The sequence below is a fragment of the Photobacterium angustum genome (genome assembly GCF_003026365.1).
GTDB classification, from domain to species: domain Bacteria; phylum Pseudomonadota; class Gammaproteobacteria; order Enterobacterales; family Vibrionaceae; genus Photobacterium; species Photobacterium angustum.
In genome coordinates this window covers 197,505-220,796 of the sequence record NZ_PYOM01000007.1, presented here as the reverse complement: position 1 = coordinate 220,796, position 23,292 = coordinate 197,505, and the positions used below count along the sequence as shown (strand labels likewise).

The following is a 23,292-nucleotide window of genomic DNA, read 5'->3' as shown; positions in this document are numbered from 1 at the left end:
AGTAATACATAAACGCCGATATCTTCATAGATTAAAAAGATATCGGCGTTTTTAGTTATGAACAATTACTTAGTTGAAATTTCCCATACCGCAATACTGCCAGAAATTTCATTGCCAATAATTACTAACGGTTTTTGAGTTGGACTATTTCTTGCCTCCACAAATGTCATTCCTTCAGGTGCTAAGTCACCCGTGATCGCTTCGCCTTCTACAACGCCACGATTAATGAAATAATCAACATAATGTGCTTTACGAGGCTCTGTAATATCATAAACAACTACCCCGCCCATACGCTCTAAGCCAACAAAAGCATATATTTTATCACCTACTTTTCCGATAGTTAACGCTTCAGGTTCAGCACCTTTAGCATCAGAGCGCGCATCACCTGCATTTTCATCTTCATCATTATTAAATGCTTTACCGTGAATCTTAGCGGTTAGTTGTCCTATCTCATCGCCCGAATCAAAAATCATCTGGCCTTGACCATCTAAAATAGAGAAAGAACGTCCGCCAAAGGTATAAAGCTCTTCATATTTACCATCGCCATCTTTGTCACCTAACTGAGGATTAACTTTAAGACGACCTATATCCGATTCATCATTTTTTAAATAATTAAAATTATCAGCAAGCACTAGTTTTTTTGCACGAATATCATTAACAAAAGACACACAGCCCTTTTTCTTGTCAAAATCGACTCCGCCTTGTGCTTTGCATGATTCTTTATCTTTCATATCAAAGAAATATTCGCGACCATCACCTTCATTTGCAATCACGACATAGTTGTTTCCATCTACAGTGTAACTTGCCAGAGTGTCAGGCTGGTACATGCCATAAAGTCCCGAATAAGTCTTCATATTAATGCCGCCATCTTTATCAGATGCATCCATCTTATACTTAGACCAATCTTTGAAACCTAAGCCTTGTAAGGTGAGTTTATTTGTCGCTAAATCAACAATAGCGATACCATTATTTTCCTGCAACGACACATAAGCTGTTTTACTGTCTTTCGACACGGCTACATATTCAGGTTCAATGTCTTGTGCGACTGTTGTCGTAATTTTCGATCCCTTAATGATTTGACCGTTAGGGTTAGAAAAAACCATTCCTTGTTTTTCTAATTCTGCTTGTCTGCCATTAAAAGAGGTAAAATCAAGTAATTCAGCTTTATCTGCCACCTTGCCATTATTAATGCTAATAATACCAATAGAACCTTCAGGATCTGTTAAGTAATCCCCTGATGGTTCACCTTCATTGGCGACGACAACTTTGGTTTCATCCGGCGTAAATGTCACCATATCCGGCAGATAACCGACTTCAACATTCTTAATAAATAGAGGTATGTCCTTACTAATATCATAAAAAGCAATGACACCTTTCTCACCTGTTTTATTAGCAGCCATAGCAACAGCTGCTAATCCTGACTTTTCAGCAATCGAAATACTATTGGCATTTCCTGCCGTATATTTATTTAAATCAATCGTGTAGTTAGATTTTAAATTACTGTCGTTTACCACACCTGCAGATGTTAGTTTGAGATTAGTTAAGGGCGTATTAGCAATATCAACAATTTCTACTGTCGATGTCTTTCCTGAGCCATTAATAGCAAAGATTCGTTTTTTGTTATTTTGGTACGCAACAATTTCAGCCGCACCTTCTGGCGATTCAGCATTAAGTAATGCACGTCCAATTAAATTTATATCAAGCGGAGTTTCAGCATGGGCACTGTATAGTGGTGAGCATAAAGAAGAAATCAGTAGCGTTGTTAATAATGGCTTATTCACAGTTAGTCCTTAACATGGGTAAAAAACCGCTACACTTTGGCAAATTAAAATGAAGTTTTTACTACAGTGAAAGGACGTTTTTATGACGAATAGAAGAAATATTATATTTCCTAACATAATAATCATAGCTCTAAGTCATTAATTTAGTAAAAAAATTTCTGAATAACATGTAACTTAATACAGGAATTTACATTAATACATTGCGCTATTTCATTGATTTAACTAAAATCTACTCATCGGATGAGTCGTTTTATGCGACACAAAGCACGAAAAAGTTTGTGTAGATGTAATATCTAGCTAAAATACGTGCCCCCCTACACAGTGGGTTATATCAACGAAGGTTATGCTCTATGAAAGAAAAAGTAGTCGATTTTATCAAACGTAAGCGTGAAGTCTTAGCGCATCACCAGTTTGAATTTAAAGACTGGCTATCTCCAACAATCCGAGATTATTGGGTTGAGTTCTTAAACAAAGCAAACAATAGCCACATCGCTTCATGGGTTAAAGATCATAGTTTGGTTTCTGTTGCCAATGGCAATGCAATGGAAGTAGAAAAGCCAGAACAGATTGAGATGCACCCTGAAGCTGAAAAGCTAATGAATACCTTAACTGAAACATTAGGTGAAGAAATTCATGTTGGGGAATGGTTAACAGTAGATCAGTCGCGCATTAACCATTTTGCTGATATCACTGACGATCACCAGTGGATCCATACTGATCCAGAGCGTGCACAAACAGAATCACCTTTTAAAACAACCATTGCTCATGGATTTTTAACGCTGTCATTATTATCGGTACTAACGGATAGTGTCGATCCTAATAATCAAAAATTTCCTACAGCAAAAATGACCGTGAATTATGGATTAAACCAAGTGCGCTTTCCCTATCCTGTAAAATCAGGCGTAAATGTGCGTGCTCGTACTAAAATTCAATCCGTCACGCCAATTAAACGTGGCTTGGAAATTGTGCAAGAAATTACAGTAGAAATTGAAGGATGTCGTCGTCCTGGTTGTGTTGCCGAATCAGTTGTCCGCCTCTATTTCTAACAAATAGCAGCATTAAGACACAAAGCCGAACATAATGTTCGGCTTTTTTGTATAAAAAATTAGCAGAGTAATAACGGTCATAATATGAACACCATAAGAAACCTAACTTTCCATTAATAGCGCTTTATCGTAAATTTTTGCATGGTATGGTGAGAAGCTATCTCTACTATCGGTATATCAAAATGAAAAAGTGGTTTAAATTTCTTCCTCTTATTCTACTTGTGAGTTACTTCATCACTTATGATGTTGTTACACAGGTTGAAAGTACAACTCCCTCTGCACAAACTAGCCAGCAATAAATTTATATCACGATTAGAGGCATGGTTTCATGCCATGCACTCATTTCAACTTTTTTAATTATTTGCTTTTCAGGCCAGTAATCTTTAACTACGCTTTATAAGGATAGGTTAGGAAATTAACGCTTATGTTATCAACCTTACCTTTCAACAATGGCTATATATTCTGATAACCTGCAATGTTATCCTAAATTTAAGCAATAAAACGCATTAAAATTCTCTATAGAGAAACATAAACATCATTCCCAAATCATATATTCTTCCAGTTTATAATATATGATTTGGTTTTTTTTTGACTATTACTTTTGTTACATTTAGCGATTTAAGCCAAACTTAACCTTCCCGTACAATAGAAACAGAATCTTCCTCTGCTTTACCTCAATAACGTTAGCCTGTAAATTCACTATATTATCTAGTCATTGTCAGGTCTGTTAAATGTCCGTAACAACACGTGTTTTTATTTCTCAATCAACACAACCTTGGTTTAACCTTGCCGTTGAAGACGCTATTTTCCGAAATATGCCAGCCGATCAGCAGGTTCTTTTTTTATGGCGTAATGCTGATACGGTTGTGATTGGCCGAGCTCAAAATCCTTGGAAAGAATGTAACACAAGGAAAATGGATCAGGATGGGATCACCCTTGCTCGCCGTCAAAGTGGTGGCGGTGCAGTATTTCATGATTTAGGTAATACTAATTTCACTTTTATGGCTGGAAAACCAAAATATGATAAAAACGTTTCTACAGAAATCGTATTATCAGCTTTAAAACAGCTTGGAATAGACGCAACAGCAACAGGTAGAAACGATCTTGTTGTATCAACAAAAGATGGTGCTCGTAAATTTTCAGGTTCTGCATATAGAGAAACAATGGATCGTGGCTTTCATCATGGCACTCTTCTTTTAAGTGCAGATTTGACACGTTTAGCTAATTACCTAAATCCAGATAAAAAGAAGCTTGAGGCTAAAGGGATCACATCCGTCAGATCCCGCGTTATCAACTTAAATGAACTTCTTCCAAACATAGACCATGAAAGTGTATGTAAAGCAATTACAGCCTCTTTTTTTTCCCACTACGGTGAATGTGTAGATATTGAGTATATCTCACCAGAAAGCCTGCCTGACCTACCTGGATTTACACAAAAATACCAGCAACAAGCGAGTTGGGATTGGAATTTTGGTAATACGCCGCAGTTTATGCATTCTATTGACGAGCGCTTTTCTTGGGGAGGCGTTGAGCTTCATTTAGATGTTAAAAAAGGTCATATTATTTCTGTAAAAATGTTCACAGATAGCTTAGATCCAACACCTATTGAACTAGTTGAAAAAACACTCTTTGGTATTGAATATAATACAGTCACTATAAATAACGCTATATCAGAATTAACGGTAGAGCAGGAGAAATATAAAAACGAACTGTACGACATTAATTCATGGCTTAAAAGGGTTATTATCTAGTCATTAATAGCGGCTTTATTCTTTCATTAAATTAAGATATTTTGCCGCTAATTAATTATCTTCCCAATTTACCACATGGCCTTGATCATATATTCCCTCACTATAAGCAGGTGTATAAATGATAAATATATTATTTCTATTAATCGGTAAATTTGAAGATATATCCGTTGCAATCAATTCCATTAAGAATTTAACATTGTCATGTGAATAATAATTAGGCGCTATTAACTCAATCAAAACCGGATGGCTTCCCTGCTGTTGCTTATCGACTACAGCACCATGATGGACATAATGCTCATAACTGAACCATGCCCAAGTGATCATTATATATTCACGATCTATTTGGCACTGAATCGCTATTTTCTCTGACAAAGATTTTAACGCACTGTCTATTTCAATTTATGGGTCAAATGGCAATACTTTTATCGATATTAAAGGCATAACGTCACCAATAAATCTCAGTTAAATTATGGTAACTATAGTCTTTACACTTTGCTCTGGTTTGTAACTAGTGCCAAAATCTTGCTAATAATACATCTGTTAAAAAATAAAGAGGTGATGTTCTGCAACATCACCTCTTTATTTAGTTTCAAATTTATCGATTAAAATTAACTATTTATTGTTATCACAGCTATCGCAGCAAGGATTCAATACCCTTTCTTTGCAATTAAATGGTTCAATGTGAATAATGATATCAACCACTTCATCTAACACTTCAAGTAAGTGCATTTTAAAATTTTCTGCAATCGTATGCGCTTTGTCTACACTCATTTCAGGATCAACAAGTAAATGAAAATCTAACAAAATTGTACTGCCCGTACGACGACTACGAATAGCATGTACTTCTTTGATATCCTTTTCCTCTGCTGCGTACGCTTGAATTTTATTTTCAATTTCAGCGTCAGCTTTCGCTTCCGTAATTTCAAGTACTGCAGGCCATAAAATTTCTACCGCTGCTTTTAAAATCATAGCCGTAACAATGAGCGCGGCAATTTGATCTAAATAATGCAATTCAGGTACAAAATAATTAGCAATAACAGCGATAGCGACTGGAAGAGAGCTAAGAGCATCAGAACGGTGGTGCCATGCATTAGCATGTAATGCTCGACTGTTAATTTCTTTTGCTTTAACTGCAGTCCAGCGATACAGCACTTCTTTGACGACAATTGAGATAACTGCGGCTGCAAACGCCAGCATACCAGGCTGACTATGTGATTGCTCACTAATAGACGTCAGTGATTCCCAGCCAATACCAATACCAACAAGCGCGAGCAATATACCAATAAAGATATTAGTTAACGTTTCAAAACGCCCATGACCATAAGGGTGTTCTTTGTCAGCAGGCGCCGTCCAATAACGCGATCCAATAAGAATTGCAGTATCTGTTACTAAATCAGAAAAACTATGTACACCATCGGCAATAAGTGCCTGACTTCCCGTCATTTTACCAATGGTGATTTTGATAAATGCAAGGCTAATATTGGCGATCGATCCTATCCATGTAACTTTTTGTATAACTTGTACTGCTGTTTTAGACATAATTAACCAATTGAGTAACTATTATAAACCAACACATAATAGCGAATTTTGATCATGAATGAGACAAGTTTTCTATAATTAGACCAAGTTAAGCATTCAATTGTAAACTCATCTTGATTTGGGTAATGATGACTTATAAGTATAAATAAATTAGGTATTGCTTACCAAGCAATACCAAAAAAGCATCATTTTGCCTTTATACTTAAATAACAAAATAATACATGTAACAAACATAATAATAATAAATGCTCTAATTAAACATTCATTTAAAATACCCCAAAAACATATAGCACTAAATAAAAGCTTACATTTAATGCCTTTTTGATATATTAATGAAATTATTCTTTGTTATATTTTATAAATCATATGATAAAAAATGTTGATAAAAGCAATAATTACCTTAAATATCATTTCAGATCACACTATTTATAAAAAATTTCATGACTATGTTTCATAATTTAGTTTTTTGTACATAATAAACGTGTGAGTCAATATTTTATATTGATCAACATAAAGGAAGTATTATGAGAAATCTGGCAGATTTTATATATCAAATGGAAGGTGAATTACAAAATTTCACTACTTGGGTACACGATTCAAGAGGACGCTATAAAAAACTGCATATTTCTGATATTGATTGCAAAAAAATAAGCTTAAGTGATTTTTTAGAAAATCAATTAAATATTGTTGTTGAAATTACTGCAGAAGATGGCACCAATTGCGCCTACTTACTGTTACCTGAAATCAACGTTGCAACCACTATCAATTTTGATAATGGAGATGTCATCTCTATTATCGATGCAAAAGCAGCATAAACACAGTAAACAAATTAAATACGAACGATTAAGAAATACTACGGCTAGGCTTTCTTATTATTCATTCTAAAAACAGATCTAATCGATCTGTTTTTTTTATTTGAATTCTATTACCTCTTTTTAATAAAGGTTATTACATCTATTTCTTACATTCAATTATTTTATAAAATTACTTTATATTAGTCTCATGTTATCAATTTAATAGAGTTACTAGTATTTACAACTTTAAATAGATAAATTGCTAGCATTTATGCCATCAATAACTTTCATTTCTCCCGTTGCACACGCTTTCATTCCATCATCCCATCCCATATTAAAACGAGAGTTTGAACCATCTAATGTCGAGTCTTTTTTAAAAGCAACACTAGAATTACCACTTTGAGCCAATGCGGACTCACACCCTTGATTATAACCATAATAATAAGTGCTATCGTGTTGAACATTACTGACATACTGTTCAGGTAAAAAACGTACTCCGTTATTAGCAGTATGAGTACAACCAACAATCATAAGTGCGACAAATATTACAGTGATATTATTTTTCATTAGACAATTCCTGTTAAATAATACTTCAGCCAATCAAGTTTGGCTCACTATTCAATGAATTGTTAATCAATTGTTATCATTTCCGTATGTGACATCACATTTATCGCAAAAAAAAGCTGCCCTTTCGGACAGCTTTACAATTATACATTTTCCGCTTAAGGCTCTTCAGCTATTGGTTTCGGTTGGTAATGTTCAGGTTTTAAACCTAAAAACTCTGGTAATAATGTACCAACAGAGATTGAGGACCAAGTACCCGTTAAAATACCGATAAACATTGCAATAGAGAACCCTTGTAATGACGAACCGCCTAATAACCATAATGATCCAACAGTCATTAATGTGGTACCAGATGTCACCATAGTACGAGAGAACGTTGCAACAATCGCTTCATTATTCGTCGCTTCAATATCTTGCTTGGGCTTCGCAATTAATAATTCACGAATACGGTCAGCAATTACAATTGAGTCATTCAGTGAGTAACCTAGGATCGCTAAGATCGCAGCAAGTACTGTTAAGTTAAATTCCATTTGCGTCATCGCAAAGAAACCAACAGCAAGAATAACGTCGTGTAATAACGCAAGTAATGAACCTGCAGCAAGACGCCACTCAAAGCGGTAACTTAGGTAACCTAAGATACAGAGCATTGTTACTAATAGTGCTAAACCACCCTGCTCGGCCAACTCAGCACCAACTTGAGGACCAACAATACTGGTATTTAACACCTGAATATTGGCATGAAGCGGCGCAAGAACTTTTGTAATTTCTGGATAGTTAACGCCTTTAGCTGGCGCTGCATAACGTAAAATCCAACGGCCCGGTTCATCTGCGGCAATAACAACAACATCTTGGTTAAAGCCTGCATCCATTAATGGCGCAATTTCACTGTTCGTGATTTGGCTGTCCATTTGAATTTCACTAACAACACCGCCAGTAAAATCTAAACCCCAGTTAAGACCTCTTACACAGATAAAGGTAATAGAGATAACCATTAAGGCGATAGAGACAATACCTGTCATATAACGCAATTTGGTTAAGTTTTTAATAATCCAATTTTTCATTGCGTTAAACCCTTACATCTCGACGCGAATCACGACCCCAAACCAAGTTAATAATGGCTCGAGAAGCGAAAATACCAGTAAACATACTTGTTAATAGACCAAGACCTAACGTCAATGCGAAACCTTGAATTGGACCATTACCAATAGAGTAAAGCACAACAGCGGTGATCATCGTTGTGAAGTTAGCATCGAAAATAGTACCAAATGCACTGCTAAAACCACGGTCAATTGCTTGAGCCATGCTTCGACCATCACGGATCATATCGCGAATACGTTCAAAGATAAGTACGTTGGTATCTACCGCCATACCAACGGTTAATACTAAACCAGCAATACCCGGTAAAGTTAATACCGCACCAGGGATCAACGCCAATAGACCAAATAGCATGATCATATTTGAAAGAAGAGCAATGTTAGCAACCCAACCAAGACGACGGTACCACACAGCCATAAATAGCAATGTTACACCTAAGCCTAATGCTAGAGCGGCAAAACCATTTTTAATATTCTCAGCACCCAGTGTTGGACCAATAGTACGCTCTTCAACAATTGTTACAGGCGCAGTAAGCGAACCTGCACGCAGAAGTAAAGCAAGTTGCTGTGCGTCTTCTAATGAACCAGCACCCGTAATACGGAAACGACTACCTAATTGCGTTTGAATTGTTGCAACACTGATGATCTTGTTAGTTTGTACCGTCTCACCTCGCGCATTACGGCTATATTCACTGTAAGATGTCGCCATTGGTTTACCCACATTCATACGTGAGAAATCAGACATGATCTTACCGCCAGCACTGTCCAGCGTAATATTTACTTCAGGCGTACCGTTTTCACCAAAACTTGCACGCGCATCAACAATGTGATCACCAGTAAGTACAGGCTTACGACTAACACGAACAGGGTTACCATTCTTATCAGGTAGAATCATTGTGCTACCTGTGCCTTCTTCTTTCACAGCATAGAAAGCAAGGCTTGCTGTTGCACCGATAACATTCTTCGCTGCCGCTGGATCTTGAACACCAGGTAGCTCAATACGAATACGGTTTTCACCTTGACGCTGAACAGAAGCTTCTGTAATACCAAGCTCTTCAATACGGCTACGCATTGTTTGTAAGTTCTGTTGAACGGTCAGGTTACGCAAATCTGTTTTCTCTTTCTCACTAAGGGTAAGAAGAAGATTATCTGCAGAACCATTGGTAGCTTGCCATTGTGGATATTGTTCACGAATAAACTGGCGAACTTTATCATTTGCAGCTTCACTAGGCAGACGAACAATAATTTGATCCATACCTTTTAGTTCAGCACGACCACCACGGATCTCTTGCTTGCGGAAATTAACGCGTAAGTCATCCATTAATTGCTGAGCATGGTTTTTGTAAACTTGCTTAACATCAACATCTAACAGGAATTGAACACCACCGCGAAGGTCAAGGCCTAGCTTTATTGGCTCAAAACCCATGTCTTGTAGCCACATTGGCGCTGCTGGCTCTAATGCTAGCGTTAAACGTTCTTCATTTTTTATCAGTGTATTTAACGCTGCTTTAGTATCAGTTTGTTGTTTAGTACTATTTAATACAACAATCGTTTTATCAGGCTTTTGTTCAATTTTTAGCGGATCAATATCATGCTCTTTTAACACCTTTTGAATTTCAAAAGGTGTTGGCATCGCACCGCCTTTTTTACTGATTTGTACCGCTGCATTGTCGCCATACCAAGTTGGAATAGCACTTAATAACATTATTGAAACTGTCACAATTAACACAACATATTTCCATGCTGCGTAATGATTCAGAATCTGTTTAGTATTCTTTTTTCTCATTATTTTTAGCCATGTACCTTGCAACAGACGGCCTGTTGCAGTCGATAGAACACCTATAATTATACCTTTATCACAAGAATTTGTTAAAGATACTCATCAATATGACCATTTTAAAAGGATCAATATAATTACAGGTCCGATAAATAGAATTTAATAATCAGATAATTATTAATATATTTATTAAATATTTTGAAAGGGTATTACTATTAGCTGAATAGAAACTTTCAACCAATAAATAATATTTTAGACAGCTTGACGTTGTTCGCCATATTGAGAGTAGTTCAGGTTTGTATCTTTCCAACCTGAGATACGTGAAGAAGATGATTTTATTTTAAGTACCCACTCAACAGTTGGTGACAGTGGTTCTTCATAACCCACAGTGAGTGGCACAGCAACAAGGATAGGAAATTCAAATGCTAATCGATAATCAGGCGAAACTTCTCCAGGATCAAGATGAAGCGCATTTAATAAACGGCTTGATGTACCTAAAGCAATATTATAGTCGCTAAACTCAATACGATGTTGCTTATTCTTATCACTGCTTTTATTAGGATTAGGAATTGGGAAATTCCATACTAATTTTGAACTATTAACAGAAACAGGCAAACCAACACTGTTATCACTTTGTGTTTGTGTTAATGGGTGTTTATTATCAGAAGAATGCCTAACCGTTTGATTTTTATTACAGTTAAATTGCGCAACATCTGAATTAAGGTTAACAGAGTGCGATTGAACAACCATTTCATTACATTGCTTAATCGTATTTTGCACGACATACTGTTGAACATTTTCGTTGATATGTGTAGATGCCGAAGCTAATGACGCAGCCCCTAAGCAAATACTTAATATCAAAAAACGAACAAAGGTCAGAAACATAACACCTAAAATAATGAACAAAAATAATATCATTGCAATGATAAGCGGCGATACTCATGGTGACAAGGAAATTATTCACAAAATATTGTTATATTTTAATTTTTATCGATTAAATCAAATAGTTTCCTTCTTTTTAACTGGTATTAATAAACATTAAATAACAATAAGATATGGTTACTTATAAAAAAAAACGTATAAAAAAGCCGCAGAGTAAACTCTACGGCTATAAATTTTTATGCTATTTATAACGCTTATAATCCGATAAAAATACCAGCAAGTGCCGCACTCATTAGGTTCGCTAATGTTGCCGCTAAAACGGCTTTAATACCTAATTTTGCAACATCACCACGGCGCTCAGGTGCCATAACACCAATTGAGCCAATTTGGATAGCAATAGAACCAATATTCGCAAAACCACATAATGCGAAAGTGATGATCACTTGGGTATGTTCAGATAAGGTTTGTTTAACCGCTGCGAAGTCCATAAAGGCAACAAACTCATTTAAAATTAGCTTTTCACCGATAAAAGTACCCGCTTTCATCATTTCTGTCGCCGGTACACCGATAACAAAAGCAAGTGGCGAGAAAATATAGCCTAAAATTGCTTGCATAGTTAATGGTGTTGTAGCAAACCAATGTGATGCAGAATCAAGACCAATCGTTGCCGTAATGCTTGCTAACCAATGCCCTACCCCTTCAAGGCCAGCATTAGCCATTGCGATCACACTAACAAAAGCAATAAGCATAGTACCAATAGCAACAGATACTTTCATACCATTCATTGCACCAGCAGCTAGTGCATCAATAGCATTACTGTGTTCACTTTTTGCCATCTCGATCTCAGTTTGTTCCATTGGCGTTTCTTGTTCTGGTACAAGAATTTTCGCCATTAGTAAACCACCAGGTGCCGCCATAAAACTAGCAGCAATCAGATACTTAAGTTCAACACCTAATCCTGCATAGCCACCTAATACAGAACCTGCTACTGACGCCATACCACAGGTCATCACAACGAAAAGCTCAGAGCGTGTCATTTTTGCAAGAAATGGACGAATAAGAAGAGGAGATTCACCTTGAGAAAGGAAGATATTACCTGTAGCAACCAAAGATTCTGCGCGACTTGTACCTAATAGTTTTTGGATACCGCCACCCAAAACTTTAATTACCCATTGCATTATGCCGAAGTAATAAAGGAGAGAAATTAAAGCACTAATGAAAATAACAAGAGGAAGAACACGAATGGCAAAAACAAAACCGCTTTTTTGAATATTAGCTAAATCACCGAAAACGAAATTAATACCAACATCAGCGAAACTAAGAAGACCAGCAACACCGTCACTCATTGCACCTAACATCTTCTGACCAATGGGAACATATAGTACAAGAGCGGCAAAGCTAGCTTGTAAGAATAAAGCACCGCCAACGGTTCTCCAATTGATCGCTTTTCTATTATCAGAAAACGCCACTGCGCATAGAACCAGTACTACGATACCAGCTAATGTAATTAACAACTGCATTATTTCGTCCTGCTGTTTTTTAAATGGGTGTCGAATAATGAAGGTATTGCTGTTTGCTGCCATTGAGGAACGATTACTTTTGAGGAAAAAGCAAAAAAGGTAGGATTAGCATAATAAAATGCTAAAGATATGAATGTGTTCGCCCAATAATACAACATACGAGTCACCTAAATTAACAAGCTACAAATAACGCCGGTCCAACTCCGTGGGTCGTTCACTTATCCCTGGTGACAGCTTGTAAAATAAGGTGGCTGAACTTAACTGTTCTGACCGAGGCGAGAGTATATAGAGATATTGCTCACAATAACAATATCATTTTTCATAATTCGCATATTCAAAGATCAAATGAATACTATATGAGCAAATAATCCCTCATATAAATTCCTTAACGTATAATTGTTTATTTATCGTACAACACTCACAATTGATAACAAAAAAGCCAAACACCATTAATGTTCGGCTTTTGGGAATATATTATTAGGTCAGTAATGTTTACTTGGTAAGTGCTTCATTTAACCACTGATCGAAATGCGATTTTGGCATTGCACCATTTAGCATATCAACCATCTTGCCTTCTTTAAACACCATGATTGTTGGAATACTACGAATACGATATTGAGCAGCTAATGCTTGTTGCGCTTCAGTATCAATCTTCACACAACGGATTTGACCATCACGCTCTTGAGATACGTCTGCAAATACAGGGGCAAAGCCGACGCATGGATTACACCACGGAGCCCAGAAATCAACAACGACAGGCTTATCACTTTTTAATAGTGTTGAAAAATTATCTTCAGTACCTTCGATAGGCATACCATCAAATAATTTATCTTTACATGAGCCGCAGCTCGCTTCGTCATTGATACGATCTGAAGGCATACGGTTTAATGATTTACAGTGTGGACAGCGAGTTGTGATTGTAGTCATTGTAATAATCCATTTTAAAACTTACTTGTGATTACTTTACATTTTGCATAGTAAAAAACAATAAGATTCAGATTATTACAGCAATAGTCCAAAACTATCAAAAACGTAATGTACCGAATAATATTGAAAAAATCACGATGGCACACACACATATACAAATGGGATGCAAACATCGCATCCCATAACATTTCACTTGTTATTATTTAATTACGCTTACACTGCTTATTCTGGAACTTCCACAACTGCAGTGACAATGTCACAATAAGGTTCGCGTTAACTTTACTGTAATTAATGTAATAACCCTAACTCACGCGCTTCGGCAATGGTAAGTCCACTCGCTTGAATATCACGGAAAAGCTCTATACGTCGTCTTGCTGCAGCTTGTTGTTTTTTACTCTCAGCAATATTGGTGGCCGACTCATCCTTGTGATCCCACTTAGATGATACGGAAGAAATTTCTGAATAATCGATAGAGTTAATAGACACAACAACCTCCTAAAGTAACCTGTGTCATTATGGTTTACTTAGTATCAAAGGAAATTCGAGGAGTTAAGCTGATAAATTTAACTTTGTGATCTAATCGATGTTCATGTAATAAAGTTACAAAAACAACTAAAAATGACTAGTCAACAACTAATAACAAGCGTAGTAATAGAAGTTCTTGGCAAATAAAATACGTATAATATTTAGACATATTTGACCCAAGCTATTTATATCTAACGTTTAATTAATAAGACATGAATATAAAAACATTTTGTGCATATCTACTTATCAAAATAATGCGTCAACATTTTTAATTTAAGCTTATGATAAAGAAATAACTACTTTCTTTCAGTATGTTATGTCACAACCAACAAACTCACATTTAGTAATTTAACATTACATTATTCACACTGTAGTTATGAGTATAAAAAGCGTAGCGTAATAAAAAATTAAAAGGTTTTTATTATGAATACTCAATTATCTGAACTTGCACAACCAGGTGCTATTTCTAACCCTAATACTTTCGCTGAATACCTCACCTTTATTTTCAAAGAAAAAATTGAGAATGATGAAGTAACAAAAATCTTTGCCAAAATTCAAATTATTGAAAAATCCATAGCGCAAAAAGACCCTTCAGCAGACCTTTCTTTAACCATCGGTATTTCAAATAAAGGTTGGTCTACCGTTTTTCCTGATGTTCAAGCGCCATCTTTATTACATGATTTCATTGCTATGACTGACGGTGAACGTAACTTCCCAAGTACACCGGGAGATATTTTCGTCATGATAAAGTCTGAACGTATGGATCTTAATTTTCAAGCCGCAAAATACATTGCCACTGCACTTCAACCTGTCGCTGATTTAATTGAAGATATTCAAGGTTTTAAATACTTAGACAACCGCGATATGATCGACTTTGTTGATGGAACTGAAAACCCCAAAAATGAAGCTCGTTTTAATGCAGTATTAGTTGAAAATGACAGTGATATCCACCAAGGCGGTACTTACTTAACCGTACAACGCTATGTAGATCGTCAAGGCTTATGGGATAAACAAACTACTGAGTACCAAGAGCAAGTAATTGGTCGTACCAAACTTGATGATATTGAACTCGATGATGATAAGAAACCCGCTTGGGCACACAATAATAAGAGTAAAGTTATTATTGATGACCAAGAAATTAAAATGCTACGTCAGAACCGTCCATTTGGTAATGCTATGGAACATGGCACTATGTTTATCGGGTTTGCTGCCTCACCAGAAATTTTAGATATCTCATTAAAACAAATGATTTATGCTGATGAAAATGGCAACTACGATCGCTTACTGGATTTTGTAGAAGCAAAAACAGGTACTCACTACTTTGTACCTTCACAAGCATTAATGAATACCTTTGCCGATTAATCTACCGTGTCGTAAATATGCCTACAAATGAAAATTTGTGGGCATTTTTGTGTTAAAAATCATAAAGTAATTAAATTGTAATTTATTTTCACCTTAACCCATTGAAAAATAACAAATACATTTTATTTTACAGAATATTTTCTTGATTCCTCGCACGTTCTGTTGTCCCCTATACACTTAATAATCAATTCTATCTTTTTATTTATATATACGAAGAGTATTTCTGGGGGCAAGAATGCGCAAAACCCTTTTAACCCGAGTATCACTAGCAGGTCTTATTGCTACCGTTGCGGGTTGTTCATCAACACCGCCGCCAGCACCAAAAGTTGAAAAAAGTTTCAAAACGATAGCTAGCCAATTTATGACTTCTGATGCAACACGTAACCAAGGTACGGTTGTTGATAAAGGTATGTTTTACCCTAAAGAAACCTTCTCTTTAAGTTATCGTTACTGCTCTGCAAGTGCCGAACAAGCGCAACAGGATATTGATCAATTTTATCAATTAGCCAAAAAAACATGTAAAGCTAACTCTGGCACCATGATCAACCAAGCCACTGATGCGTGGTGTGTGAGCCATCCTAATACTCCAGATGAAACACCTATTTTCTCAGCACGTATTACATCTACAGATCTATGGGCTGATGTTTGTCCTACAGGGCCATTTGTTACAATGCGTGTCATTGAAAATAAAGAAGTTAATAAAGACGCTTGGATTGATGGCGCTAAACTTCTTGGTTATCAACCCTATTCTGTACATAGAAAGATTGTCCCATCAAACCAATCTCAAGCAGCACTCTTTAACGAGAAAGAAACACCTGCGCCAGAACAAGAACCTTGGACTGAAGAAACAGGCTTCATTGCGACACACGTAGGTGAAACTGTGTGTATGTATAAGAAGACTAAAGATGAAGCTTATGGAGTAACTTACAAAGGTAAAATCCAAAGTGTCGATGATAACCGCGTTAGTGTATTAGCAACTGAAAAGTTAAAAGGCGATATTCGTATTGCGCCTGAGATTGATCCACTACCTTGGTATAAAGAAGCGGTTATTGAAGCAGATGCACGCTCTTGGTTTATTTGTCAGTAAATAGCGTTACTCTCTTTAAAAAATAACAAAGCCCAGCATAATTTCATCGTTATGCTGGGCTTCTTGTTTGTCTTACTCATGAATAACACTAAATCATTAACTATAAGTTTCAAAAAAATCTAACGTATCTTCTAATGCTTGATTACGTAAGCAATCTTTTTCCATTAATAATTCATGTCGAGCATGTGGGATCACTTTCATTTTACACTCTGGACACTTTGAGTAAAAAAGATGATGAGAAGCATTATCGACAACGGTATCGTCACCTGCCTGCAACAATAAAACAGGGGTATGAATATGTTCCACATCCCGAATACAGCTTTTCGCTGCAGCTAATGCTTGCCATACCCATCGAGCACTAGGACCACCAACACGAAGTTCTGGGTGGAGCTGATATAGATGCTTTGCCCAAATGTAACGTATTTGACTTTGGCACTGATCATTTTCTTCAAAAGGCGCTTCGTGATAGGGCTTATGTCCAAACACATAAGACGGCTGTGTTTGGTAACGCTCGATAATTTTAGCGATTGAAGATGCTACTAATTTAAGCGGTACAGGAAGATTGATACCAAACATAGGTGCATTAAGAACGACAGCATTAAAATGTGTCTGATAATGCTCTAAATATAAGGTTGCTACTGCACCTCCCATCGAATGAGCTAATAAAAACCGTTGTCTGTATGTTTGCTTTCCAACGACGTTTGTAATAAATGAATGAAGATCTGACACATAATCATTAAAACAAATCACATGTCCAAGTTCACTATCGTTAGTTAATCGCCCTGATGCACCTTGACCGCGATGATCATAAGCATACACGTCATAGCCTTTACGAGACAGTTCATAACATAGCTCCTGATATTTCCAGAAACTCTCATTACGCCCATTTACAATGACAACACAACGCTCATTTTGAGGATGTCGAATACTTATCCATCGGATCGGTATTCCATCAACACCTTTAAATTCGCCTTGCTCCCTCTTCTGCCACATATAATGGACTTCACTCGCCATTAAATGCGTGAAAACCGACTCCTTGGTAACAAAATCCCTATCACAATTTTGTTTAGCCATGACAACTTCTTATAATTATTACGCAAACTTACATAAATCACTGACTTCTTCTCCCACTAAATGGGATACATCGCAAAGGGGTTCATCAATATCAATATAGCGACCCACAGTATTTAAGAAATACTTACCTGATTGATAGCCAAGGCTGTAATCTTCTTCTAACGATGGCATATCACTACCAATCATTTTTGACTTTAGAGCTTTTTGCGGATGGATCTCATAAATAGTAACGTCATCAGGCGGATTACTAAGAAATTCTTGTGTTTTTCTATAGTTATCTTCATGTTCTAACAACATCTCAATCATACCTGCGGCTTTTGATTGGCCTAAGGCACGACGAATATTACTCATCCAGCAATGATCAAATGACGTATCAATAGGCACAGTGCGGATCACAACAATATGACGATAACCGCGCTCATAAGCTTCTTGAACAGGAATGGGGGCAGATAAGCCACCATCAACCCAATATTCATTTTGTGAGTAAATTGGTTGTCGATTTAAAACAGGGATCGCGCATGAAGCTTTTAATGCCAAAGACCAATTATCAGTATTTAAATTAAAATACGCCGCTTGATGACTCACCGTATTACTTGCTGATGCGAGTACAGTTCGATTACGCATATTTTGTCGGCCTTGATGCCAATCAAGCTCAAAGCGTGTCTGGGTTTGCTGCATTAACCAATCAAGATCAAGCCCTTCGCGACCAAACAAAAAACGATATACATCAAAGAAATGATGATTCGTCGTTGCTTCTGTGATCACCTTAAAAGCATGTTTCTTTTGACCGCAGATATAAGACGCTAAATTAAGCGATCCTGCAGACGTACCAATCATTAATGAGAACGGATTAAAATCCTGATCTAAAAATGAATCTAATACTCCTGCGGTGAAAATCCCTCTCTGGCCTCCACCTTCCGTGACAAGTGCTATCTTAGATACGTCCTGAGGCTTATGGGACAATGCGTCATAATTTTGTACCGCATAAGATACATGCTTACCTGTCATGTTACTCTCTCAGATTACTGCATGCTTCGATGCAAATTCATCATACAAATATTTCGAGGCATACTATCAAACAGCGGTCTAATGTCTAATGAAAAACGATCAATATTTGATTGTAAAAATATACGCTCTAATTTCTGAACAATAACGACTTGAACTTTATATTCTAAGTGATTTTACAAGTTAATATAATTAGAAAACATTTAACTGGTTATTCAGTATTACCTAATATAAGGCTGAAATAACGCATGAACATTCACTCTTGCTTTAAGCTTGGCTGCCAACAAATATAAACCACCCAATTTACGGTGTAGAAAAATAGCATCTGCGGGCGGTGTATGCCAATAACCACTATTCATACTCAACGCACTACCTGCATCTCGAATGCGTTTCCCCATATCTGTTACACCAAAATCATACACACCATCAAACGCTAATGGCTCACAAGCTTCAAAACATAAATTCACTACGGCTTGTTGTGCGACATCTTCAATTTTCTGATGGAAAAAGCCTATTTGCTTTAACGCGTTAAGCATAGATTCCCGATCATTTTTCACCGCACCAGTCATCAATTGGCGATAACCTTCAGAGACGTGCTCGGGATACTCACGTGTGGCGCCAAAATCAAGCAAGATAAACTGATTCGTTGTGAGATTATAACGATAGTTAGCAAAATTAGGGTCGGTTTGCACCAATCGAAATTCAAACACTTCTTTGAATAATAAGGTAAAGGCTAATGCCATCACCTCATCACGTACCTCTTGAGATTGCTTAGCCAGTTGCTCTATTTCTATTCCTTCGACAAAACTCATCGCAAGTATCGTTTCACATGTCAAATCATCGTATATATCAGGGATCAGAAAACGGGCATCGTCTGAAAGTAATTGGCGGAACTGTTTAAGATATTGTGCTTCTTGCTGATAATTAGCTTCGGCATGTAACTGTTTTTTCGCTTCGTCTAATAAATCTGACACATCAATAGACTTAGGGATCAATCCTGATACATTCAGCAAGGTTGAAACATTATGTACATCGCTATCAATGCTTTCTCCAATACCTGGATACTGTATCTTTAGAGCAATATCTCGACCGTCTTTGGTTTTTGCTCTATGAACTTGTCCTATTGATGCTGCGGCAACAGGATAAAACGAAAACTGAGCAAATTTGTCTTGCCAATCTTCCCCCCAGTTAGCAATGAGCACATGATTCAGTTGGCTAATAGGCATAGGTTTAGCATCAGCTTGCAAACGAGATAGCAGCTCAGTTAATTCTTTCGGAAGTAAATCACCAGCATCCATCGATAAAAGTTGACCTACTTTCATCGCAGCACCACGTAACTGTGCTAATTGATCAGCCACACGTTGAGCATTTTTCGGCGTTAAGAGCAACTCACTGGCTTTGGGACGATGTCCAGATGCTAACTGTTTTACTCCTTCAGCTACCATGCCTGTTGCCACTTTTGAAGCCAATGAGCCTAATTTCGATAGGCGTGATAATCGTCCTTTGGGCACTTTTGAATACTGATGTGGATCTTTCATGCTTAAACCTTATCTTACGATGATGTGTAACGACGTCATTACTGGCGATTAAACACGCCTTTTCTTTATAGTGAATTAATATGGCGTAAATAATACTCGGCTTGCTCTACAATAACAGATTGCTCACTATCATCTAATTTGTCCCAATGACTAAATAGCATACCTACACGAGGATTATTTGCTAATAACTCCCTATTTTTATCCATAAAACGCCAATATAAACTATTAAATGGACAAGCATTCAGCCCTGTTTTCTTTTTAACATCGTACTGACATGATGAGCAATAATCGCTCATCTTATTAATGTATGCCCCACTTGCAGCATAAGGCTTTGTTGCTACCACACCAGCATCTGCAAACAGCGCCATGCCAAGCGTATTAGGCTTTTCTACCCATTCAATCGCATCAATATAAATACCTAAATACCACTTTTCGACTTCACTTGGCGTAATACCCGTTAATAAACAAAAATTACCAGTAACCATTAAACGCTGAATATGATGAGCGTAGCTATAATCAAGCGACTGTTTAATCGCATGATGCATACACTGCATATTTGTTTTTGCATCCCAGAAAAAATCAGGTAAAGAGCCGCTAGCTTCTAACGTATTCTCTTTCCCGTAATGAGGCATATTGACCCAATAAATAGCACGAATAAATTCACGCCAGCCTAGTATCTGGCGAACAAACCCTTCAACTTGGGCAATATCAATCTTTGAATCAGGCTGGGAGTAAGCATCAATAGCCGCTTGGATCACTTGCATGGGATGCAACATTTTCGTATTTAAAGCAAAAGACAAACGAGAATGGTATAAGCTCCATGCTGACTCACTTTTGGTGGTCATCGCATCTTGAAAACGTCCAAACATAGGCAATAAATCACGGCAAAAGTAACTCAGTAGCGCTTGTGATTGTTTACGATTAGTCGGCCAAAGTAATTGCTCACAAGATTGACCAATTGTGTTGATATTGTGTTTTTCCAGGCGTTTCGAAATAGCACTAACATCATTGCTGAACATTAACGGTTGAGGAATGGCTTCAATATCACCAGCCTTTAACTTATTTCGATTTGCACCATCAAAATTCCATTTACCACCTTGAGGTTTTCCTTCAACCATTAATACATCAAATCGTTTCCGCATAGCACGATAAAAATGCTCCATACGATGATGTTTGTTTGGTGTTATATACTGTTCAAGCTCAGCTAATGTCAGTAAGAAATGATCGCTATCAGATGCTTGTACTGTCACATCAGGTATCTTTAAAGCCGCTAACTGTTGTGATAATCGGTATTCATCCGGTTGTTGATATTCAAATACTTGGCAATGATATTGCTGACAAAGTGAAACAATTAAATCAGGTAAATCATGGTAGGTATGAGTATCGTCTAGTGATAAATGTAAAACCTCATGTCCTGCTTGTTGTAGCGCAATCGCAAAATTTTCCATCGCAGCAAAAAATGCACAGATCTTTTGATGGTGGTGAGTAACATAGTTGGTTTCTTGCTTTAGCTCTGCAATAACATACAGCACATGTTCGTTGGGTTGTTGATACCAGTGATGACCTGCATTGAGTTGATCACCCAGAATTAAACGAAGAGTTGTATAGCGAGATTGCATCATTACCCTCTTCCACTCAATGGCCAATCATCAATGTTTACACTATCTAAGGCATTTAGGTTTTCATCCCCTCGCCAATGGCGAATAAAGTGATGATTAGGATCAAAAATTCGTGTTTGTTTTTCTAAATCAAACCAACGTTTTTCACGACTGTCTGTTCCCACCCCTGCAATGTACTGCCAATTGCCCCAGTTTGCCGCGACATCATGATCTATTAGTTGTTGTTCAAAATAGGCTGCACCGTAGCGCCAATCAACAGATAGCTCATTAACCAAACAACTTGCAACTATTTGGCGCCCACGATTGGACATGTAACCGGTTTGGTTTAACTGTTTCATAAACGCATTAACAATAGGATAAGGCGTTGACCCCTCACACCATTGTTTAAAACGAGTAGGATAAAAACTATTTAATAACCGTTTGTTTTGCACACCACTGAAACGATACAGATCTCGCCCAACAGCATGCGCATGCCATTGAAAAAACTCACGCCATAACAACTCAAAGAAGATCCAATAGGTTGATGAATTTTTCTCTTTATATTTTTCATAATCTAGCAAGGTAGCCATGATCATTTTGGCGGATAATGCACCACTCGCTAACCACGGTGAAAATTTGGTTGAGTTATCCCAACCCTCAATGGCATTACGCGTCTCTTTATAATTAGACGGTAAACTTGAAGAAAAGTATTGCTGTAAATGCATCAGTGCTGCATTTTCACCACCATGCCACTCAACCTGATCATTATCTGAAATGTGGACATGACGAATATCTAAGTAATCAGAACAAAACACATTAGGCTGTGGCGGTAAATAATCAGGTACAAGAAGAGGTGAAAATACAGTGGTGTTTTGCTCTATCTGCTTACGAAATTTTGAATAGCTCTTTGGCATATCTGAAAGAGGAAACGGCAGTTGATCTTGTGAATACAACGTATGTGTATCAACTTCTACAAACCGCAAATGGGGATAACATTGTTTTAGGTAACGCCATTGCTGTTGTTCATACCAGCCACAGTGACGACTACGATAGATAAGGTTAATACCGTACTGCTCTATTAATACTGGCATTGAAAGCATAGGATCGGCCTGCATCACTAATAAACGCTGACCCAATGTGGCTAAATTAGATTGCAGTGCTTGTAACGCTTGCAATAAAAAACGATGGCGAATTTCTCCCACCGAGACAAGTTGATAGCGATTAAACTGCTGTTTTTGTGGCTCCATAAAATAAACACACAGCAGGCTATCACAATGCTCATAAGCTTGATGAAGTATAGGGTTATCATGCAAACGCAAATCATTGGTGAACCAATAGAGAGCTTTTACCGCCATAAATTATATGCCTTATTTTTTATCAACTCTTTATCTACGATACGAATAGGCATAACGATCGATTTTTATTTTT

Annotated in this window: 20 protein-coding genes; 5 read left to right on the top strand and 15 right to left on the bottom strand. The window is 37.1% G+C overall.

What is annotated here, in order from left to right:
• Positions 1-65: 65 nt before the first annotated feature.
• Entirely contained in the window at positions 66-1,781 is a 1,716-nt protein-coding gene (locus tag CTN01_RS09470; protein WP_045148977.1) for a choice-of-anchor I family protein, read from the bottom strand.
• A gap of 350 nt (positions 1,782-2,131) precedes the next feature.
• On the opposite strand from CTN01_RS09470, the gene CTN01_RS09465 reads away from it, so the two are divergent.
• Complete coding sequence (locus CTN01_RS09465; RefSeq protein ID WP_045148979.1) at positions 2,132-2,827, top strand: MaoC family dehydratase; 696 nt, start codon at positions 2,132-2,134, stop codon at positions 2,825-2,827.
• A gap of 731 nt (positions 2,828-3,558) precedes the next feature.
• Entirely contained in the window at positions 3,559-4,578 is a 1,020-nt protein-coding gene (lplA, locus tag CTN01_RS09460) for a lipoate--protein ligase (RefSeq protein WP_107188504.1), read from the top strand.
• A 51-nt stretch (positions 4,579-4,629) separates the two neighbouring features.
• On the opposite strand, the gene CTN01_RS09455 is transcribed toward lplA, so the two are convergent.
• Positions 4,630-4,902, bottom strand: a complete 273-nt coding sequence (locus CTN01_RS09455) for a hypothetical protein (protein ID WP_244156038.1) — start codon at positions 4,900-4,902, stop codon at positions 4,630-4,632.
• Between the two features lie 288 nt (positions 4,903-5,190).
• Positions 5,191-6,117, bottom strand: a complete 927-nt coding sequence (locus tag CTN01_RS09450; protein WP_045083286.1) for a cation diffusion facilitator family transporter — start codon at positions 6,115-6,117, stop codon at positions 5,191-5,193.
• A 524-nt stretch (positions 6,118-6,641) separates the two neighbouring features.
• On the opposite strand from CTN01_RS09450, the gene CTN01_RS09445 reads away from it, so the two are divergent.
• Complete coding sequence (locus CTN01_RS09445) at positions 6,642-6,932, top strand: hypothetical protein (protein WP_045148982.1); 291 nt, start codon at positions 6,642-6,644, stop codon at positions 6,930-6,932.
• Between the two features lie 225 nt (positions 6,933-7,157).
• Here the strand turns inward: CTN01_RS09445 and CTN01_RS09440 are convergent, their stop codons facing one another.
• From CTN01_RS09440 to CTN01_RS09410, 7 genes are all read right to left on the bottom strand, one after another.
• Positions 7,158-7,478 (bottom strand): hypothetical protein, encoded by a 321-nt coding sequence (locus CTN01_RS09440; protein WP_045148984.1) that lies wholly within the window; start codon positions 7,476-7,478, stop codon positions 7,158-7,160.
• Positions 7,479-7,633: 155 nt separating this feature from the next.
• Positions 7,634-8,536 carry a protein translocase subunit SecF gene (gene secF, locus CTN01_RS09435; protein ID WP_005365988.1) on the bottom strand — a complete coding sequence of 301 codons (903 nt, stop codon included), beginning with the start codon at positions 8,534-8,536 and terminating at the stop codon, positions 7,634-7,636.
• Between the two features lie 4 nt (positions 8,537-8,540).
• Positions 8,541-10,355, bottom strand: a complete 1,815-nt coding sequence (gene secD, locus CTN01_RS09430; RefSeq protein WP_045148986.1) for a protein translocase subunit SecD — start codon at positions 10,353-10,355, stop codon at positions 8,541-8,543.
• A 243-nt stretch (positions 10,356-10,598) separates the two neighbouring features.
• Positions 10,599-11,231 (bottom strand): hypothetical protein, encoded by a 633-nt coding sequence (locus CTN01_RS09425; RefSeq protein ID WP_107131380.1) that lies wholly within the window; start codon positions 11,229-11,231, stop codon positions 10,599-10,601.
• Positions 11,232-11,482: 251 nt separating this feature from the next.
• Entirely contained in the window at positions 11,483-12,748 is a 1,266-nt protein-coding gene (locus tag CTN01_RS09420) for a NupC/NupG family nucleoside CNT transporter (protein WP_005365994.1), read from the bottom strand.
• 492 nt (positions 12,749-13,240) lie between these two features.
• Positions 13,241-13,675, bottom strand: coding sequence for a thioredoxin TrxC (gene trxC / locus CTN01_RS09415; RefSeq protein ID WP_005365996.1), 435 nt, complete (start codon positions 13,673-13,675; stop codon positions 13,241-13,243).
• A gap of 288 nt (positions 13,676-13,963) precedes the next feature.
• A complete protein-coding gene (locus CTN01_RS09410; RefSeq protein WP_045148988.1) occupies positions 13,964-14,161 on the bottom strand; it encodes a hypothetical protein in 198 nt (65 codons plus the stop codon).
• A 462-nt stretch (positions 14,162-14,623) separates the two neighbouring features.
• Between CTN01_RS09410 and CTN01_RS09405 the strand changes: the two genes are divergently transcribed.
• Both CTN01_RS09405 and CTN01_RS09400 read left to right on the top strand, forming a co-directional pair.
• Positions 14,624-15,562: a Dyp-type peroxidase gene (locus tag CTN01_RS09405; protein WP_045148990.1), complete on the top strand. Its 939-nt coding sequence runs from the start codon at positions 14,624-14,626 to the stop codon at positions 15,560-15,562.
• 235 nt (positions 15,563-15,797) lie between these two features.
• Positions 15,798-16,649, top strand: a complete 852-nt coding sequence (locus tag CTN01_RS09400; protein WP_045148992.1) for a hypothetical protein — start codon at positions 15,798-15,800, stop codon at positions 16,647-16,649.
• Positions 16,650-16,745: 96 nt separating this feature from the next.
• Here the strand turns inward: CTN01_RS09400 and CTN01_RS09395 are convergent, their stop codons facing one another.
• The 5 genes from CTN01_RS09395 to CTN01_RS09375 form a co-directional block, all read right to left on the bottom strand.
• Positions 16,746-17,663 (bottom strand): alpha/beta fold hydrolase, encoded by a 918-nt coding sequence (locus CTN01_RS09395; RefSeq protein WP_045148994.1) that lies wholly within the window; start codon positions 17,661-17,663, stop codon positions 16,746-16,748.
• A gap of 78 nt (positions 17,664-17,741) precedes the next feature.
• Positions 17,742-18,731 carry a patatin family protein gene (locus tag CTN01_RS09390; protein ID WP_005366006.1) on the bottom strand — a complete coding sequence of 330 codons (990 nt, stop codon included), beginning with the start codon at positions 18,729-18,731 and terminating at the stop codon, positions 17,742-17,744.
• 218 nt (positions 18,732-18,949) lie between these two features.
• Positions 18,950-20,266, bottom strand: a complete 1,317-nt coding sequence (locus CTN01_RS09385) for an ABC1 kinase family protein (protein ID WP_045148996.1) — start codon at positions 20,264-20,266, stop codon at positions 18,950-18,952.
• 65 nt (positions 20,267-20,331) lie between these two features.
• On the bottom strand, positions 20,332-21,888 hold the full coding sequence (locus CTN01_RS09380) for a cryptochrome/photolyase family protein (protein ID WP_045148998.1): 1,557 nt from the start codon (positions 21,886-21,888) through the stop codon (positions 20,332-20,334).
• Complete coding sequence (locus tag CTN01_RS09375; protein ID WP_045148999.1) at positions 21,888-23,219, bottom strand: DASH family cryptochrome; 1,332 nt, start codon at positions 23,217-23,219, stop codon at positions 21,888-21,890. The genes CTN01_RS09380 and CTN01_RS09375 overlap by 1 nt, the downstream gene beginning before the upstream one ends.
• Between the last annotated feature and the right edge of the window lie 73 nt (positions 23,220-23,292).